We start from the raw sequence: 17,197 nt of genomic DNA, 5'->3' as shown, positions 1-17,197 counted from the left end.
GCCGTGCCGTCCGCGCCGTCCGGCCGCGGTGACGAATCTCACTTGGTGATGACGTCCGAGGGGACGGGCCGGTCCTGCTTCAGGGCGTCGAACAGTTGCGCGGCCTTGGTGCGGTGCCAGGTGATGTAGGCGCCGACTCCGGCGGCCGAACCGGCGCCGCCGATCGGCACGGTGGTGGTGACGCCGTCGCCGCCGGTGACGCCGCGCATCGCCCACATCATGCGGACCAGGTCGAGCAGGTGGTCGTCGTCGTCCACCAGGAAGTTGCTGGTGGCGTTGAGGGCCAGCGGGACGCTGCGGAAGGGGTTGAGCAGCACGCCCGGGCTGGCGCTCTTCTTCATCAGGGCGCCGAAGAACTGCCGCTGGCGGTCGATGCGGTCGAGGTCGGCGCGGGCCGAGGCGCGGGTGCGCACGTAGCCGAGCGCCTGGCCGCCGTCGAGCGTCTGGCAGCCCGGCTGCAGGTTCAGGCCCGCCTTGCGGTCGCGCATCGGCTCCTTGATGCACATGTCGACGCCGCCGATCGCGTCGACCACGCCCACGAAACCGCCGAAGCCGATCTCGGCGTAGTGGTCGATGCGCACGCCGGTGGCCTGCTCGACGGTGCGCACCAGCAGCTTGGGCCCGCCGAACGCGAACGCGGCGTTGAGCTTGTTGCGGCCGCGGCCGGGGATCTCGACGTAGGAGTCGCGCGGCAGGCTGACGAGGGTGGTGCCGCCGTCGCCGTAGTGCAGCAGCATCATCGAGTCGGTGCGTCGGCCCTGCGCGTCACCGGTGGCGAACCGGCGCTTCTGGTCCCGCGTCAGCCCTTCCCGGCTGTCGGAGCCGACGATGAGCCAGTTGGTGCCGGGGGTGTCGGCGACGCGTCCGGCGTAGTCCTCCAGCACGGTCTCCCGCTTGAGCCGCGAGTCGAGGTAGAAGTAGCCGCCGACGACGCTCACCAGCAGCAGCGCCAGCAGCACCGCCAGCACGCGGGGCCAGCGCCGCCTGCGGCGACGGCGTCCCGCGTACGGGTCCCCGCCGTAAGCGTCCCCGCCATAGGGGTCTCTGCCGTAGGGGTCCCCGTAGGCGTCCCCGTACGGGTCCTGCTCGTGGTCGTACGGGCGCCCCGCCTGGGAGGATGCGGGCCTGCGTGCCACGCGCGTCCCCTTCCTAATCGTGTCCGGCCCCCGTCGGCCTTTGCGTCGTACCCGTAGACCTTAGACAACCCGGCATGTTCCGCGCGTCAATCCACCGCATGATTGTGGGCCCGCCGTTGTCACCTCGCCCTCCGACATGCGGATCAGCGGACTCAGCCCTCCGGCCCACGAAACCCCGGTATGCCCCCCGCGCGGGGCGGGGGGCTTCGCGCACGGCTAGATGTAGGGGCCGTGGCCGCCGCGGTCGGGCGCCTGCGGGCCGGGGGGCAGGTCTTCGGTACGCAGCATGCGCACCTCGGCGTCGTCCATCTTGATGCCGGGCCGGGCGTCGGCGGCGGCGGTGATGCGCTGGGCCTGCCGCGCGATAGCCGCGTCGAGAAGGTTGCGCACCATGCGGGCGTTGCCGAACGAGGCGCCGCGCGGCTCGGCCGCCAGCCGGGCCCGCACCTGCCCCAGCACCCCGTCGGCCAGCGTGAACCCCGCCTGGTCCGCCATCAGCTCGAAGATGGCCAGCAGCTCGTCGACGCTGTAGTCGGGGAAGTGCAGCCGTTTGGGGAACCGGGAGGCCAGGCCGGGGTTGGAGGCCAGGAACCGTTCCATCTCGGTGCCGTATCCGGCGACGATGACGACCAGGTCCGAGCGGTGCTCCTCCATCAGCCGCAGCAGTTCGGCGACGGCCTCGTGCCCGAAGTCGCGCTGGTCGCCGCCGGTTCCGGCCAGCGTGTAGGCCTCGTCGATGAACAGCACGCCGCCCAGGGCGCGTTCGACCACGGTGCGCACGCGGTGCGCGGTCTGCCCGATGTACTCGGCGACCAGGTCGGCGCGGGTGGCCTCCACCAGATGACCCGACGACAGCAGGCCCAGCCGCGCGTACACCGCCGCGACGAGCCGGGCGATGGTGGTCTTGGCGGTGCCGGGATTGCCGGTGAACGCCATGTGCCGGGTCGGGAAGGCGATCGGCACCCCGGCGTCGCGGCGGACCTGCTCGGCGCGCGCCTCGGCCACCAGCGCCGCCACCTCCTGCTTGACGGCCGCCAGCCCCACCAGCCGGTCGATCTCGGCCAGCGGGTCGTCCAGCACCGTCTCGCGGCCGGGCATCAGGGACTCGGGGACGTCGGCGAGCAGGATCTCGTCCAGCGACTCGTGTTCGTCGACGACACCGTCCTCCAGCACGCGCCGGCCCTGCATGGCCACGGCCCGGTCGAGCAGGTGGTTCATCAGCCGGGCGTTGACCAGCCCGCGGTCGCGCGGCGCCGCCTGCACCAGCGCCCGCACCTTCTCCAGCACCCCGCCGGCCAGCGCGAACCCCGACTCGGCCGCCTTGCGGGCGAACACCTCCACCAGCTCGTCGTCGGTCAGGTCCGGGAAGCGGACGGTCTTGGGGAAGTACGCCGCCAGATCCTCGTGCGAGCGCAGCAGCCCGTTCAGCTCGGCCTCCGGCCCGGTGAGCACCACCACCAGGTCGTCGGAGTGCGTCTGGACGGCGGTGAGCAGCGCGCCGACCAGTTCCCGGCCGCGCAGCGGTTCGACCTGCCCGAGCGCGTGGGCGCCGCGCACCAGCAGCACGCCGCCCAGCGCGCGTTCCACGGCGCGCCGCATCTTCAGCGCGCTCTCGCTGGTGTACTCGCCCAGCAGGTCGGCCCGGTCCACCTCCACCAGATGCCCGGTCGACAACACCCCCACCTCGGCGAAGATCCGCCCCAGGATCCCGGCGACCTTGCCCTTGCCGGTGCCGGGACTGCCCGCGAACACCAGATGCCGGGGCCGCGACGCCACCGCCATGCCCGCCTCGCGCCGCAGCCGCGCCGCCTTGGCCTCCGCGACCAGCGCGGCGACCTCCCGCTTGACCGGCTCGATCCCCGCCAGCGCGGCCAGTTCGGCGTGGGGGTCGCGCTCGGCGGCCCGGCCGGGGATGAGCCGCTGAGGCAGATCCGCCGCGACGACTTCCAGAACGGGCCCCGGCCCGCCTCGGACGGCCTGCGAGCCGTCACCGCTCTCGGCCGCGCCGTCCCTTCCGGCGGCGGCCCCGGCCTCGGCGGGCGTCGCGTCCGTCGACTCGACGTCCTCCGCGGCGGGTGGGACCTCCTGGGAGGCCGCCGCGGCCTCGGCGGGGGCGGTTTCGCCGGCCGGTGCGGGCGTGGCAGGCGGCGGGGTGGGCTCGGAGCGCTGGGGAGGCACGGCCTGGAAGGCGGCCGCCAGGCGGGCCCGGGCGTTGGCGGTGGCCTGGGTGGCCAGATGTTCGACCAGGCGGGCGCCGCGCAGGTTGAGCAGGGGCGGCGTGGCGGCCAGCAGGGCGCCGGCCTGGGCGGCGACCTCGCGGGTGACCGCGGCGCCGCGGCGGGCGACGGCGCGGCGGAACAGCTCGGTGTAATCGTCCTGACGGAAGTCGCGGGTGCGGGTGACCTCGAAGGCGCGGACGAGGGCGGGGTTGGCGTCGAACAGGCGGCGGTCGCCGCCGGGACGGCAGAGCGCGACGACGTCCAGCGCCGGCCACCGGGCCATGAGCCGCCGCAGCTCCTCCACGGCGGCGGCGCCGCACCGCTCGTAGGAGGCCAGCCGTTCCAGGTCGTCGACGACCAGCAGCAGCCGCGCCTCCAGGCACTCGCGGACGCGGGCCTGCAGCCACAGCACCGCGTCGCTGACGGTGAGCGCGGCGAACACCTGGTCGGAGATCCAGGCCGCCTCGCGGATGGCGCCGCGCTCGGCCAGGACGCTCTCCAGCAGTTCCGCGGCGGTGCCCTTGCCGGTGCCTTCGGGGCCGGCCACCAGCAGGCGGATCGGGCGCTCCCCCGCCGCCCGGGCGGCCAGGGCCTCGCGCAGCGCGCGGGTCAGCTCGGGCTGCCCGACCAGCGCCTCCTTGAGCTCGGCGACCTCGGGTTCGGCGGCGCCGGGTTCGCCAGGGGTCTGCCGTCCGGCCGCGACGGTGCCGGACGGGGCCAGGCGGCCCACCAGGTGGTTGGTGACCCGGCGGGAGGCGAACAGGCGCCGCACGTCCAGCTGGAACGCGCGCACCGGGACGCGGCAGCGCGGCATGGTGGCCGACTCGGGCAGGCCCTGCACGGCGCCGGTGAGGCGGACCGCCATGTCGAGCCAGGCGCGGCACGCGTCGGCCTCGCCCGCGACGAGCCCGCGGGCCAGCCAGGCGCGCAGGTTCAGCTGCCACGCTTCGACGTTGAAGTCGCCGCGGGAGGCGCGCAGCCGGTCCTGCAGATGCTCGTAGCGCGCCGTGCCCAGTGCCACGGCCATCTCGGCGGGCACGGCCGTCATCTCCGCCGCCAGCAGCAGCCGCGCGACGGCGACGTCGGCGGGCTCGGTGTCGCCGGTCTGGGCGGCCAGCCGGGCGTGCGCGGCGTCCAGGCCCGCGCACACCCAGCCCAGGTAGCCGACGGGCCCGGACAGTTCCGGCAGCACGGCCAGGGTGTCGTCGGGAAGGCCGTCCGCCCACGCGGCCTCCAGGCGGTCCTGGGGGACGGTCAGGTCCTGCTCGCGCAGCGCCGGGTCGGCCGCGTGCCGCTCGAACAACTCCGCCAGGGCGCGGCGGCGCGGCTCCAGGGGTTCCAGCCCGGCGAACACCTCCAGGCAGTCACGCGCCAGCTCGTACATGACAGCGCGGCGCTCGCGGTCGTCGCCCGCGGGCTCAGGCAGCCACAGGCCGGGCGGACGCCACCGGCCGCCCTGGGTGAACCACGCCAGCGGGTCGCGCACCGCGGGCTCGGGGGCGGCCAGGAAGTCCGACAGCAGCTCGTACTCCACGTCGCCGCGCGAGCCGCCCCGTACCGCCGAGGCCCCCAGCAGGAACGTCAGCAGCGACCACTGCTCGGCCCCGGCCGCCGACGTGCCCGGCCCGTAGAAGTCGCTGAGCTGCCGGGAGAGCAGCGCCGCGCGTTCGTCGGCGTTGAAGGCGACGGCGCGTTCCCGCATCTCCTCGTACAGGCCGTCCGGCACCCGCCAGGGACCGTGGGCGTACACGTCCAGGACGGGTTCGTCGGTCAGCAGCAGCTCGAGATGGTCGGGCAACCGGGGCGCGCTCACCTGGGACGCTCCTCCTTAGATCCCACCGGGGGCACGGGGGACGTCCCCCGCGAGAACACTGGTCCGTCACGTCTGGCAAGCACCCTACGCCCGAAGGAAAGGCGGCGCGGCCGCCGTTTGCGCCCTTGACAATGGCACATAGTGTGGGGATCGGCCCTCATATCCGTGGGCCTCACCGTTACGGACGGTGTCGGGGCGCCCCATGGACGCGTCGCCTTGTTGGCAGGCGCCGTGCGCTCCGGAATAGTTGACGGATGAACGAATTTCGCCGCCGGGTCCGGCGGAGGCGTGTCTACCGAAATGGGGGACCCCCGTGCAGCCACTCGAAGTGACCTCCCGTCCGCACGACGGGTTCACCGTCGTACGGCTGCGCGGTGAGCTGGACATCGCCACCGCCGAGGAGTTGCGCCTGCGGCTGCGCCTGGCGCGGCGCGAGCACGGCGACCGGGTCGTGCTGGACCTGGCCGAGCTGGAGTTCATGGACTCGCACGGCCTCTCGGTGATCATCAACTGCTACCGGTCGGTCACCGAGGCGGGGGGCAGCCTCGCGCTGGTCGCCCCCCGGCCCATCGTGTGGCGGGCCCTGGAGATCACCGGGCTGCACCAACGGCTGACCATCGTGGGCACCGTCGACGAGGCGGTCGCCACCGCGCCGGAGCCGGCCGGCGGCGCGGGCGAGGCCCCGGAGAGCGAGACCCCGGAGGGCGGCGAGGACGCCGGCCCTGCCGCCGATCAGGCCGCCGCCCCCGTCGCCGCGGCAGGCTCCACCTGACCGATCTCCACCTGACCGGTCTGCACCTGACCGGGCTCCCGCCGCACGCGGCGGGGAAGGCTCACAGCGGCAGCGGCGTGGGTCGTTTGGGCGCGCGGCCGTCGCCACTGGAACGGCCGGTCGCGCGGCGGCCGATCCACGGCAGCAGATAGGTGCGGGCCCAGCGCAGGTCCTCGCGGTACATGTCGAGGCGGCCCACGGGCGGGACGTCGGCGGGCCACGGCTCACGCCAGTCCTCGTGCACCGGAACGCCGATCACCTCGGCGACGCGCAGCGCCATGCGCCGGTGCCCCTCGGGGGACAGGTGCAGGCGGTCCTCGTACCAGGCGCGGGCGTCCCCGAAGACCGGCATGAGCGACCACAGGTCCACCACGGCGCAGCCGCGCCGGTCGGCGATGGCGCGCAGGTGCATGTTGAACGTGGCGGCCTTGCCGCGCAGCCGCCGGGAGCCGACGCGGTGGTCGCGCGGGTCGAATCCGGTGAAGACCACGACGTCGGCGCCGCAGCCGCGCAGCCGCCGCACGGCGTCGTCGAACTCCACGGCCAGCGCGTCGGGGTCGGTGCCGGGCCGGATGATGTCGTTGCCGCCCGCGCAGAACGTCACCAGGTCCGGCCGCATCGCCACGGCCGCCGGCACCTGGTCGGCGACGATCTGCCGCAGCAGCTTGCCGCGCACGGCCAGGTTGGCGTAACACAGCCCCGGGTTCTGCGCGGCCAGGTGCTCGGCGAGCCGGTCCGCCCAGCCGCGGAAGCGGTCGGGGTCGTCCGGGTACGGATCGTTCAGTCCCTCGGTGAAGCTGTCACCGACCGCGACGTACGTCGCGACACGCCGGGCGGACACCACATCCTTGGACTGATCCATAGCAACCCCCTGATACGGCGCAATCCAACCGATCACGACGACATATCATGCAGGGTGCACATATCCCTACGCGACCGTAGGGACCGGCGGGTCCGGAGCCGTCGCGTGGCGCCCGGGTCCCCGCCGGATCGACGAGGCGCCTGTCAGGTCCAGCTCGGAGAGGTGCCCACGGCGCCGCCGCCCGGCGGCACCGGCGGCGCCGACGGCGGCATCGGCCCGACCGACGTCGAGTGCACCGCCATCGCGTGCTGCACCAGCGTGATCAGCACCTGCTTGGTGGACTGCCGGCTGCGCGCGTCGCACTTGACGATCGGAACGTGCCGGCTGATCGACAGCGCCTCCCGGATGTCCTCCACCGCGTACGGGAACTCCCCGTGGAAGCCGTTGACGCCGACCACGAACGGCAGGCCCAGCTCCTCGAAGTAGTCGACCGCGGCGAAGCAGTCCTCCAGGCGGCGGGTGTCGACCAGCACCACCGCGCCGATCGCCCCCTTCACCAGGTCGTCCCACATGAACCAGAACCGGTGCTGGCCGGGCGTGCCGAACAGGTACAGGATCAGCTCGCTGTCCAGGGAGACGCGGCCGAAGTCCATGGCGACCGTGGTCGTGGTCTTGTCGGGCACCGCCGACAGGTCGTCGACCTCGGCGCTGGCGGCCGTCATCACCGCCTCGGTGGTGAGCGGCATGATCTCCGAGACGGACCCGACGAAGGTGGTCTTGCCGACGCCGAAGCCGCCACCGACGACGATCTTGACGGACGTCAGCTCGCCGTCCGCGCCGGGCGGCGCGGTTTCAGAGCTTGCGAAGGCCACTGAGCACCCTTTCGAGTAGGCGGAGGTCCGGCTGGGCGTTGGCGGGGCGCGACTGGTGCAGCCGCAGCAGTCCCTCCAGGGCCATGTCGGCGACGAGCACGCGAGCGACGCCGAGCGGGATGCGCAGCATCGCCGACACCTCGGCGACCGAGCGCGCCGACCGGCACAGATCCATGATCGCCCGGTATTCGGGCGTCAGGCTGGAGATGTCGCGGGGCGGGTAGGGGGCCGCCGTGACCAGGGCCTCGATGGCCAGGTCGTACCGCGGCTTGGTACGGCCCCCCGTCACGGCGTAGGGGCGCACCAGCGAACTGGTCTCACCCTCCGCCCGGGCCTCCGGCGCGGGGCGTCCCTGGGCCGGATCGCCCGACCACCGGGGCGGGCCTCCCGGGCCGGGCCCGTAGGGCCTGCCTCGATCCATCTCGCCGACCTCCGTCCGAGTCAGTCGCTGCCACTACGGGGGGACGCCGCCCCCGCACCCCCGGGGTCATTGCTGGTCAATAGCGGGCCGGACCCGCACCCATCTCCGACACCGACGGCCCGCCGTACGGCGGCTGCTGCCCGTCTCCCCCGGACCGCAGCGCCGGCGTCAGGACCCGGCCCACGCGTTCCACCAGCAACGTCATCTCGTACGCCACCAGGCCCAGGTCGCAGTCGGGCGCCGCCAGCACGGCGAACACCGAGCCGTTGGCGATGGACATCACGAACAGCAGCCCGCGGTCCATCTCCACGACGGTCTGGTTCACCCCGCCGGCGTCGAAGATCTTCGCCGCGCCCTGGGTGAGGCTCATCAGCCCCGACGCGATGGCCGACAGCTGGTCGGCCCGCTCCGGCGGAAACCCCGACGAGTACGCCATCGGCAGCCCGTCGGAGGAGACCACGACGGCGTGGGCGACCTTCGGGACGCGATCCGCGAAGTTCGTCACCAACCAGTTGAGATCCTGCCCGCTCACGGGGTGCCTCCTGTCTCTCCGCCATCCTGTGACGGACCCTCACCATGCGTGCCGGCGGATCCGGCCGCGCCGCGAGCCTCATCGCGTCCGCGGCGCACGCCGCGCTGCAGGCTCGCGAAACGATTCCGTACGACATCAGCGGACTGGCTCTGCGCCTGCTCGCGCCGCGCCGCGGCCTCCTGCGGCGAGACCGCGCCGGGCACCCGGTTGCGACCGGGCACCCGCTTGGGCAGCCCAGCGGACGTGCGGGAGCCCGCGACCGGCTTGCGGGTCGCCGCCTCCGCCACCCGGAAGCCCTCGTCGGCCGGGGACTCCCAGCCCTTGGCCGGGTCCCCGGACGCGCCCTCGGTCCTGCGCTGGAACCACTCCGACTGCATCGCATCGAAGATAGGGGAGCGTTCGGAGGGACGCATAGTGTCGGGTGGGGCGGATGATCCGCGTTGCGGTGGCCGGGCCGCCGGACGGGGCCTGCCCTGCCCGAACCCCTGCTCGGGAGACGGGGCGGGAGCGGCCTGCGCCGGGGGCATCTGCCCTGCCGGAGGCGTCTGCGCCGGAGGCGGGGCGCCCTGCCCGAACGGCTCCTCGGGGTAGGGGCCTTCCGCGAAGGAGGGTTCGTCCATGGCGGCCGGTTCGGGGGACGGCGCGTCCTCCCACTGACCGCCGCCGACGGGCTGTCCCTGGTCGCCCGGCTGCCGGCGGGTCGGCCTGCCGAGCCTGCCGGGCCGGACGGGCGGCATCGGGCCGGTGTCCCACGACACCTGCCGGGGCGGGCTCTGCTCGGGCATGGCCGGCTGCGCCTCCGGCACGACCGGCTCCGGGCCGTGCAGATGCGCGCCGGGCTTACGGACGGGCAGATCGCCGCCGAAGCCGGGCCGGTCGTCGCCGGCGAGGCCCGGGCGCTCCTCGGCGCCGTAGCCGGGCCGGTCCTCGGCGCCGTACGGGTCGCGGGCGTCGGCCCCGTAGGGGTCACGCGTGTCGGCGCCGTAGGGATCCCGGGCGTCGACGCCGTAGGGGTCCTTCGGTTCGTGCTCGCCGCCCATCGGCAGCGGGCCGGTGTTGCCGAACGCCGGCTGCGGCCCGGTCTGGCCGGGCAGCGGCGGCTGCGGGCCCGTGCCGCCGGCCATGGGGTGCGGTCCGGTGCCGTCGAGCGTGCCGTGCGGGCCGGTTCCGGCCACCGGCTGCGGCCCGGTCGGCGACTGCGGGCCGGGCTGCGGGCCGGTGCCGCCGACCGTCGGCAGCGGGCCCGTTCCGCGCAGCATCGGCTGCCCGCCGGTGCCGTTGTACGGGTCGTCGGCCTCGGCCCGCTGGAACATCCCGCCGGCGGAGTTGCCGCCGGGGCCGGCCAGCGCGGACTGCGCCGACACCCCGGCCAGCTGCGGCCGTCCCGCCGGTTCGGCGTCGCGGGAGCCGAAGCCGCGGGTGCCGACGCCGCCGCTCTCGCCGGCGCTGATGACCGCGTCCGGCAGCATCACGAACGCGGTGAGCCCGCCGCCCTGCGCGGCCCGCAGCTCCACCCGGATGCCGTGCCGGACCGCCAGGCGGCCGACCACGAACAGGCCCATGCGGCGGGCCGCGGAGAAGTCGATGACCGGCGGGTTGGCCAGCCGCCAGTTGGCCTGCTCCAGCTCCTCGGACGACATGCCCACGCCGTTGTCGTTGATCTGCAGCATGGCGCCGCCGCCGCTGAGCAGCTGCCCCGACACCGTCACCTTGGTGTGCTCGGCGGAGAACGTGGTGGCGTTCTCCACCAGCTCGGCCAGCAGGTGCACCAGGTCGTTGACGACCGGGCCGGCGACGGTCATGTCGCCCTGCACGCGCACCGCGACCCGCTCGTACTGCTCGACCTCCGACAGCGAGGCGCGCACCACGTCGATCAGCGGTACCGGGCGGTTCCACCGGCGCACCTGGTCCTGACCGCCGAGGACCAGCAGGTTCTCGCAGTTGCGGCGCATGCGGGTGGCCAGGTGGTCCAGGCGGAACAGGTTGGCCAGCTGCTCCTCGTCGCGCTCGCTCTGCTCCAGCTCCTCGATCAGCCGCAGCTGGCGTTCGATCAGGGTCTGGCTGCGCCGCGACAGGTTGACGAACATCGCGTTGATGTTGCCGCGCAGCACGGCCTCGTCGGCGGCCAGCCGGACCGCCTCGCGGTGGACCTCGTCGAACGCCCGCGCCACCTGGCCGATCTCGTCCCTGGACTCGACGTCGATGGGCTCGACCTCGATCCCCTCGGCGGCGGCCTGCGGGTCGCGCAGCCGGTCGACCAGGCCGGGCAGCCGGGTGCCGGCCACCTCCAGCGCGCCCTCCTGCAGGCGGCGCAGCGGCCGCACCATCGACCGGGCCACCACGACGACCACGATCAGGACGACGGCCAGCAGCAGGGCCAGCAGCACCGCGTCGCGGACGGTGGCGAACTCGGCGTCGGAGCGCAGCTCGTCGACACGGTTGCTGACGTCGGCGCGCATGCGCGTCTCCACCTGCTGCATCCGGTCGATCCGGGCGGTGGAGTCGCGCACCCAGTCCTCCGCCTGGCGGGGGCCCAGCGGCTGGATGCTCAGCGACGTGGAGCGGGCCGACAGGGTCAGCGCCTGGGCCCGGGTGAACTCCGCCCGGTCCAGCTCGGGACCGGTGACGGTGTCGTCGAACAGCCGCTGCTCGGCCAGGTTCGCCGAGGCGCGGAAGTCGGCCAGGCCGCGGGTCAGGTCCGAACGGGCGTCCTGGACGCCCTGCAGCGTGCCGGAGTCGAAGCGGCGGTCCCACAGGGCCGCGGCGATGAGGGCGCGCTCGCGGGACGCGGCGTCCTTGGCGCGCGACAGCGACACCAGCGTCAGCAGGCTGCGGGCGGTGTCGGGGTCGGACGCGTCGTAGGCGGCCACCACCAGGTGGGCCAGGATGTCGTCGTTGAACTCGCTGTACTTGTCGACGACCGGGCCGGGGGCCAGCCGTCCGGCCAGCGCCCGCAGCGCGCCCAGCGACCGCACCCGGTTGTCGATGTTGGCCAGGCCGAGGCGCAACTGCGTTCCGCTGATGTCCGCGTCGGCGACGGCCTGACGGTATTCACGCGCCGCGGCGTCCACCGCCGACTGGCGCTGCCGCAGGGTGTCGTCGTCCACGGCGCGCGCACCGCCCGCGGCGCGCTCGGCCATGGCGTCGCGCTCGTTCTCCAGCGCCTGGGACAGCACGCTCAGACGACTACCGACGGTAGCCAGATCACTGCTGCGCCGGTACTCCTCCGCGTTGTCCACGGAGGAAAGGACCCGGCCACCGGCCAGCACGGCCGCCACGACCGTCGGGATCGCGATGACGGCGATCAGACGCGTGGTCACGCGCCAGTTGCGCAGCCGCAGCCACCCGCCGGAACCCCCCTTGCGCTGGGGTTCCTTGCCGGTAGTGGGCGCTGCCCGGGGGGACTGCGGGGCGACCTCGGCCCCTTCCGCTGTGCGCACTGCCCTCCGCTACCTCTCAATGGACGACCGCTCGCGGCCCACATGCCCCGAACGCGATTCCACTATTTCGCGCCTCAAGAGCCTCTGCGGGCGAGCGCGGAACATTGCAACACAGAGCTACCATCCCAGCCAACCCGAATGATCACACAGGTCATAACTTGTGATGAATGAGCCGGGGATGTCACAGATTGTTTGCAGTTGTTCACATTTGTACGTGTAAAGCTGCATCTTACGACCATGCCGCTCGCCCGTGCGCTACGCTCCCCGACCGTTGAAAGATCACTTTCATCGACCCTCCCCCGCATCACGGAGCGTTGCCAAATGCATGCACTCCATCGCCGCACCCTGCTCGCCGGCGCCCTCGCCCTGACCCTGGCCGCCTCGGCGGCCGCCTGCGGCGGCTCCGAGGAGAAGGAGTCCGCCAACGGCCTGGAGCAGTCCGAGATCACCGTGGGCACGATGCTGATCGGTGACACCGCCCCGCTGCAGCTGGCCATCAGCCGCGGCCTGTTCAAGGCAGAGGGCCTGACCGTCAAGACACAGGTGATCAACGGTGGCGCGGAGGCCATCCCGCGACTCAAGAGCGGCCAGCTCGACATCTCCGTCGGCAACTACGTGTCGTTCTTCAACGCCACCGCCACCGGGGCGCTGAAGACGAAGATCGTGGCCGAGGCGTCGCAGGCCGCGCCGAAGACCCACACGCTGCTGGTTCCCAAGGACTCCCCGATCCGCAGCATCTCCGACCTCAAGGGCAAGAAGATCGGCGTCAACACCAAGCGGAACGTGGCGACGCTGCTGGTGCGTTCGGCCGCCAAGCCCGCGGGCGTCGAACTCGACGAGGACAAGAACTTCGTCGAGGTTCCGCCGCCCAACATGGAGGCCGCGCTGAAGTCCGGCAGCGTCGACGCCGTCCAGGCGATCGAGCCGTTCGGCACCCAGATCCAGCAGAAGCTCGGCGCCCGCCTGCTGGCCGACCTGTCCAGCGGCGCCACCGCAGACTTCCCGCTGTCGGGTTACGCCACCACCGAGGAGTTCGCCACCAAGAACCCCAAGACCGTCGCCGCCTTCCAGCGCGCCATCGTCAAGGCGCAGGGCATGGCCGCCGACCGCAAGGTGGTGCAGGACATCCTGCCCAAGTACGCGCGCGGCATCGACGCCAACGTCGCCGCCACGATGGTGTACACCGCCTACCCGACCTCGCTGAACGCGACCCGGCTGCAGCGCGTGGCCGACGTCATGCAGCAGTTCGGGATCGCCAGCCAGCGCATCGACGTCAAGTCGCTGCTGATCGCCGGGGCGACGTCCGGATGATCGCCCCCCGGCGCTTGCTCCTGGGCGCCGCCGGCGTGGTCGGGGCGATCCTCGTCGTCGAGGCGGTCAACCGGCTCGGCCTGGTCGACGAGGACGCCCTGCCCGCCGCGACGACGATCCTGTCGGAGGCGGGACGGCTGGCCGTCGACGGCGACTTCCTGGTCGACGTCGGCGACACGGTGCGCGCCTGGGTCGGCGGGCTGCTGCTGGCGGTGGCCGTCGCGGTCCCCCTCGGCGTCCTGCTCGGCTCGGTGCCGCTGCTCGGCACCGCCTCCCGCTTCCTGGTCGAACTGTGCCGCCCCATTCCCTCGGTGGCGCTGATCCCGCTGGTGCTCATCCTGTTCTCCTCGGTCACCCAGCAGAAGATGGCGCTGATCTTCTACGCCTCGCTGTGGCCGATCCTGATCAACACGCTGTACGCGCTGCGCGACGTGGACCCGGTCGCCAAGGAGAGCCTGCGCGCGTTCGGTTTCGGTGAGGGATCGGTGCTGTGGCGGGTGTCGCTGCCCAGCGCCGGCCCGTTCATCGCCACCGGCGTGCGCATCGCCGCGTCCGTCGGGCTCGTCGTCGTCATCAGCGCCGAACTGCTGGCGGGCGGCGGCGAGGGCGTCGGCAACTTCCTGATGGAGAGCCAGTCCGGCGGCGGCAACACCGAGATCATGCTCGCCGGCGCGTGCTGGGCGGGGATCCTGGGGCTGGCCGCCAACGCGGGCCTGGTCGGTCTGGAACGGCTCGCCTTCCGCTGGAACACCGCCCGCGTGGAGGGGGTCTCATGACGCGGCTGCTGCGCGGGGCCGCCGAGCGGCTGTGGCTCGTCGTGCTCGCGCTGATCGCCTGGGAGATCGGCACCCGGGCGGTGCAGGAGGAGTACTTTCCCCCGCCGTCGAAGATCGTCTCGGCGCTGCACGAGATGTGGTTCTCCGGACCGGCGTCCCGGCTGTTCCTCACCGACAAGGCGGTGGACGACTTCTCCACCAGCCTGGGCCACCTGTTCGCCGGCTGGCTGATCTCCTGCGTCGCCGGCGTCGCGCTGGGCGTGGCGATCGGCCGCTCCCGGACGCTGAACGACCTGCTGGACCCGCTGCTGCAGTTCCTGCGGGCGGTGCCGCCGCCCACGCTGCTGCCGTTCTTCATCATCGTGTTCCAGCTGGGCGCCACCATGCAGATCATCACGATCGCGTTCAGCGTGGTGTGGCCGGTGCTGCTCAACAGCGCCGACGGCGTGCGCACCGTGGACTCCCTGCAGCTGGAGACCGCGCGGGTGTTCGGCCTGTCGCGGTACCGGCGCCTGGTGACGGTGATCCTGCCGTCCGCCGCCCCGAAGATCTTCGCGGGGCTGCGGGTCAGCCTGGGCTTCGCGCTGATCCTGATGGTGCTGTCGGAGCTGGTCGGCAGCACCGCGGGCATCGGCGCCCAGCTGATCGGCGCGCAGCGCGACTTCGACCTGCCCGCCATGTGGGCGGGGATCATCATCCTCGGCGTGCTGGGCCTGCTGTTCAACGGGGCGTTCGTGCTGCTGGAACGGCGGCTGCTCGCCTGGCACAGCGGTGCCCGCAGGCTGGCCAACTGAACGACCAGGGGGGCGCGGGGGCCGCCCCCCGCGAGCACACGCCTCGCTACCACCAACAGAAGGGTTGACGTCGTGCTGGAGATAGCCGCCCTCAGCCACACCTATCCGGACGGGCACATCGCCATCCGCGGCATGGACCTCACCGTCCCCGACGGTGAGCTGGTGAGCATCGTCGGCCCGTCCGGCTGCGGCAAGTCCACGCTGCTGCGCTGCATCGCCGGGCTGATCCGCCCCACCGGCGGGAAGGTCGTCCTCAACGACGAGCAGGTCGCGGGCGTCCCCGACGGGCTGGCCGTGGTGTTCCAGGACTACAGCCGTTCGCTGTTCCCCTGGCTGACGGTGCGCGACAACGTGGCGCTGCCGCTGCGCCGCCGCGGCAAGTCCAAGACCGAGCGGCGGGACGCGGCGATGCGGGCGCTGGAGTCGGTGGGGCTCGCCGACGCCGCCCGCAAGTACCCCTGGCAGCTGTCGGGCGGCATGCAGCAGCGGGTGTCGATCGCCCGCGCGCTGGCCTACCAGCCGTCGCTGCTGCTGATGGACGAGCCGTTCGGCTCGGTCGACGCCCAGACCCGGGAGGACCTGGAGGACCTGGTCCTGCAGGTGCACCGGGCGGAGAAGATGACGATCCTGCTGGTCACCCATGACATCGACGAGAGCGTCTACGTCGGTGACCGGGTGGTCGTGCTGGGGCCGTCCCCCACCGGGGTGGTCGCCGACGTGCCGGTGCCGCTGCCGGCCGAGCGCGACCAGATCGAGACGCGGGCGATGCCGGAGTTCATCAGCACGCGGGCGAAGGTGGGCCGCCTGGTCCGCGGCGACCACGGCGCGCTCGGCGAGACCGATGTCACTGCGGCCGATTCCGCGAAGGCCGAGACGGACACCGCCGACGAGACCAGGATCGACATCAACAAGACGGACACGAAGACGGACAAGGCCGACGTCGCGGCGGCGCGCAAGGACGGCTAGGGCGGCTTGCGGGACCGGCCCGTCCGCCGGTCGAGGTCGGACATTCAGAACGCGAGGACGGAAAGGCGATCCATGGACGCACTTGTCGTCGGAGCGGGCATCGGGGGCCTCACCGTGGCGCTCAGCCTGCACGAGGCCGGCATCCGCACGCAGGTCGTCGAGGCGGCGACGCGGCTGCGCCCGGTGAGCGTCGGCATCAACCTGCTGCCGCACGCCGTGCGCGAGCTGACCGAGCTGGGGCTGGGCGAGGAGCTGGCCGCCACCGGCGTCACGCCCGCCGCGATGGCGCACTTCGACCGGCACGGCGGCCGCATCTGGGCCGAGCCGCGCGGCGTCGCGCAGGGGTACCGCTGGCCGCAGTACTCGATCCACCGCGGCGAGCTGCAGCTGATCCTGCTCGACGCCGTCCGGGCCCGGCTCGGCGCGGACGCCGTGCGCACCGGGACGGCGTTCGAGTCGTTCGAGCAGGACGACGCGGGCGTGCGGGCCCGGCTGCGCGACCGCGCCACCGGCGCGGTCGAGACCGCCCGCTGCGACGTGCTGATCGGGGCGGACGGGTTCCGCTCGACGGTGCGGGCGCAGCTGCACCCGGGCGAGTCCGGGCCGCTGTGGAACGGCGTGCGGCTGTGGCGCGGCATGACCGAGGGCGAGCCGTTCCTGGACGACCGCACCATCGCCGTGGCGGGCAGCAACACCGCCGCCAAGCTGGTGGTCTACCCGATCTCCCGGCGGGCCCAGGACGAGGGGCGGGCGCTGCTCAACTGGTCCGCCGAGGTCAAGCTCGTCGACGAGGGGATCACCGAGGCGCCCGACGTGGAGACGCGGGAGGGACGGCTGGAGGACTTCCTGCCGTACTTCGCCGACTGGCGGTTCGACTGGCTGGACGTGCCCGCGCTGCTGTCGTCGACGGAGCGGATCCTGGAGCACACGATGATCGACCGGGATCCGCTGCCGTTCTGGAGCCAGGGCCGGGTCACCCTGCTCGGCGACGCCGCCCACCCGATGTACCCGATCGGGTCCAACGGCGGCTCGCAGGCGATCCTGGACGCCCGGGTGCTGGCCCACGAGCTGGCGCAGCGTCCCGGCGACCCCGCCGGCGGGCTGGCCGCCTACGACAAGGCGCGCCGCGAGCCGGTGAACGCGATCGTGCTGGCGTGCCGCGACATGCCCGCCGACCGCGTGCTGCACACGGTGAGCGAACGCGCCCCTGACGGCTTCGAGCGCATCGAGGACGTGCTCAGCGCCGAGGAGCTCGCCACCATCAGCAACGCCTACCGGCAGACGTCGTTCTCCGACGTGGATGCGCTGAACAACCGCCCGTCCCTGAGCGTGCGCCGCTGACG

Annotated in this window: 13 protein-coding genes; 6 read left to right on the top strand and 7 right to left on the bottom strand. The window is 73.2% G+C overall.

Annotation, left to right across the window (positions count from 1 at the left end):
• Nucleotides 1–38: 38 nt before the first annotated feature.
• Together ABD811_RS35115 and ABD811_RS35110 are read right to left on the bottom strand one after the other, a co-directional pair.
• Entirely contained in the window at nucleotides 39–1,136 is a 1,098-nt protein-coding gene (locus tag ABD811_RS35115) for an LCP family protein (protein ID WP_344956380.1), read from the bottom strand.
• Between the two features lie 216 nt (nucleotides 1,137–1,352).
• Entirely contained in the window at nucleotides 1,353–5,168 is a 3,816-nt protein-coding gene (locus tag ABD811_RS35110; RefSeq protein ID WP_344956378.1) for an AAA family ATPase, read from the bottom strand.
• 313 nt (nucleotides 5,169–5,481) lie between these two features.
• On the opposite strand from ABD811_RS35110, the gene ABD811_RS35105 reads away from it, so the two are divergent.
• Nucleotides 5,482–5,940, top strand: coding sequence for an STAS domain-containing protein (locus tag ABD811_RS35105; protein WP_344956376.1), 459 nt, complete (start codon nucleotides 5,482–5,484; stop codon nucleotides 5,938–5,940).
• 61 nt (nucleotides 5,941–6,001) lie between these two features.
• On the opposite strand, the gene ABD811_RS35100 is transcribed toward ABD811_RS35105, so the two are convergent.
• From ABD811_RS35100 to ABD811_RS35080, 5 genes are all read right to left on the bottom strand, one after another.
• Nucleotides 6,002–6,802 (bottom strand): SGNH/GDSL hydrolase family protein, encoded by an 801-nt coding sequence (locus ABD811_RS35100; protein WP_344956374.1) that lies wholly within the window; start codon nucleotides 6,800–6,802, stop codon nucleotides 6,002–6,004.
• A gap of 143 nt (nucleotides 6,803–6,945) precedes the next feature.
• On the bottom strand, nucleotides 6,946–7,566 hold the full coding sequence (locus ABD811_RS35095; protein ID WP_344956468.1) for a GTP-binding protein: 621 nt from the start codon (nucleotides 7,564–7,566) through the stop codon (nucleotides 6,946–6,948).
• 28 nt (nucleotides 7,567–7,594) lie between these two features.
• Nucleotides 7,595–8,035, bottom strand: coding sequence for a DUF742 domain-containing protein (locus tag ABD811_RS35090; RefSeq protein ID WP_344956372.1), 441 nt, complete (start codon nucleotides 8,033–8,035; stop codon nucleotides 7,595–7,597).
• 76 nt (nucleotides 8,036–8,111) lie between these two features.
• Nucleotides 8,112–8,567 (bottom strand): roadblock/LC7 domain-containing protein, encoded by a 456-nt coding sequence (locus tag ABD811_RS35085; protein ID WP_344956370.1) that lies wholly within the window; start codon nucleotides 8,565–8,567, stop codon nucleotides 8,112–8,114.
• A complete protein-coding gene (locus tag ABD811_RS35080) occupies nucleotides 8,564–11,887 on the bottom strand; it encodes a sensor histidine kinase (RefSeq protein ID WP_344956368.1) in 3,324 nt (1,107 codons plus the stop codon). The genes ABD811_RS35085 and ABD811_RS35080 overlap by 4 nt, the downstream gene beginning before the upstream one ends.
• A 441-nt stretch (nucleotides 11,888–12,328) precedes the next feature.
• Between ABD811_RS35080 and ABD811_RS35075 the strand changes: the two genes are divergently transcribed.
• From ABD811_RS35075 to ABD811_RS35055, 5 genes are all read left to right on the top strand, one after another.
• On the top strand, nucleotides 12,329–13,318 hold the full coding sequence (locus tag ABD811_RS35075; RefSeq protein ID WP_344956366.1) for an ABC transporter substrate-binding protein: 990 nt from the start codon (nucleotides 12,329–12,331) through the stop codon (nucleotides 13,316–13,318).
• Nucleotides 13,315–14,094 carry an ABC transporter permease gene (locus ABD811_RS35070; RefSeq protein ID WP_344956364.1) on the top strand — a complete coding sequence of 260 codons (780 nt, stop codon included), beginning with the start codon at nucleotides 13,315–13,317 and terminating at the stop codon, nucleotides 14,092–14,094. The genes ABD811_RS35075 and ABD811_RS35070 overlap by 4 nt, the downstream gene beginning before the upstream one ends.
• Nucleotides 14,091–14,888 (top strand): ABC transporter permease, encoded by a 798-nt coding sequence (locus ABD811_RS35065; RefSeq protein WP_344956362.1) that lies wholly within the window; start codon nucleotides 14,091–14,093, stop codon nucleotides 14,886–14,888. Before ABD811_RS35070 ends, ABD811_RS35065 begins: the two co-directional genes overlap by 4 nt.
• A 72-nt stretch (nucleotides 14,889–14,960) precedes the next feature.
• Nucleotides 14,961–15,854, top strand: a complete 894-nt coding sequence (locus tag ABD811_RS35060; protein ID WP_344956360.1) for an ABC transporter ATP-binding protein — start codon at nucleotides 14,961–14,963, stop codon at nucleotides 15,852–15,854.
• A 72-nt stretch (nucleotides 15,855–15,926) separates the two neighbouring features.
• On the top strand, nucleotides 15,927–17,195 hold the full coding sequence (locus tag ABD811_RS35055; protein ID WP_344956358.1) for a flavin-dependent oxidoreductase: 1,269 nt from the start codon (nucleotides 15,927–15,929) through the stop codon (nucleotides 17,193–17,195).
• Nucleotides 17,196–17,197 lie beyond the last annotated feature (2 nt).

It is taken from the genome of Actinomadura miaoliensis (assembly GCF_039536785.1).
Lineage (GTDB): Bacteria > Actinomycetota > Actinomycetes > Streptosporangiales > Streptosporangiaceae > Spirillospora > Spirillospora miaoliensis.
The sequence above is the reverse complement of the archived record's forward strand: the minus strand, read 5'-3'. Positions and strand labels throughout refer to the sequence as shown.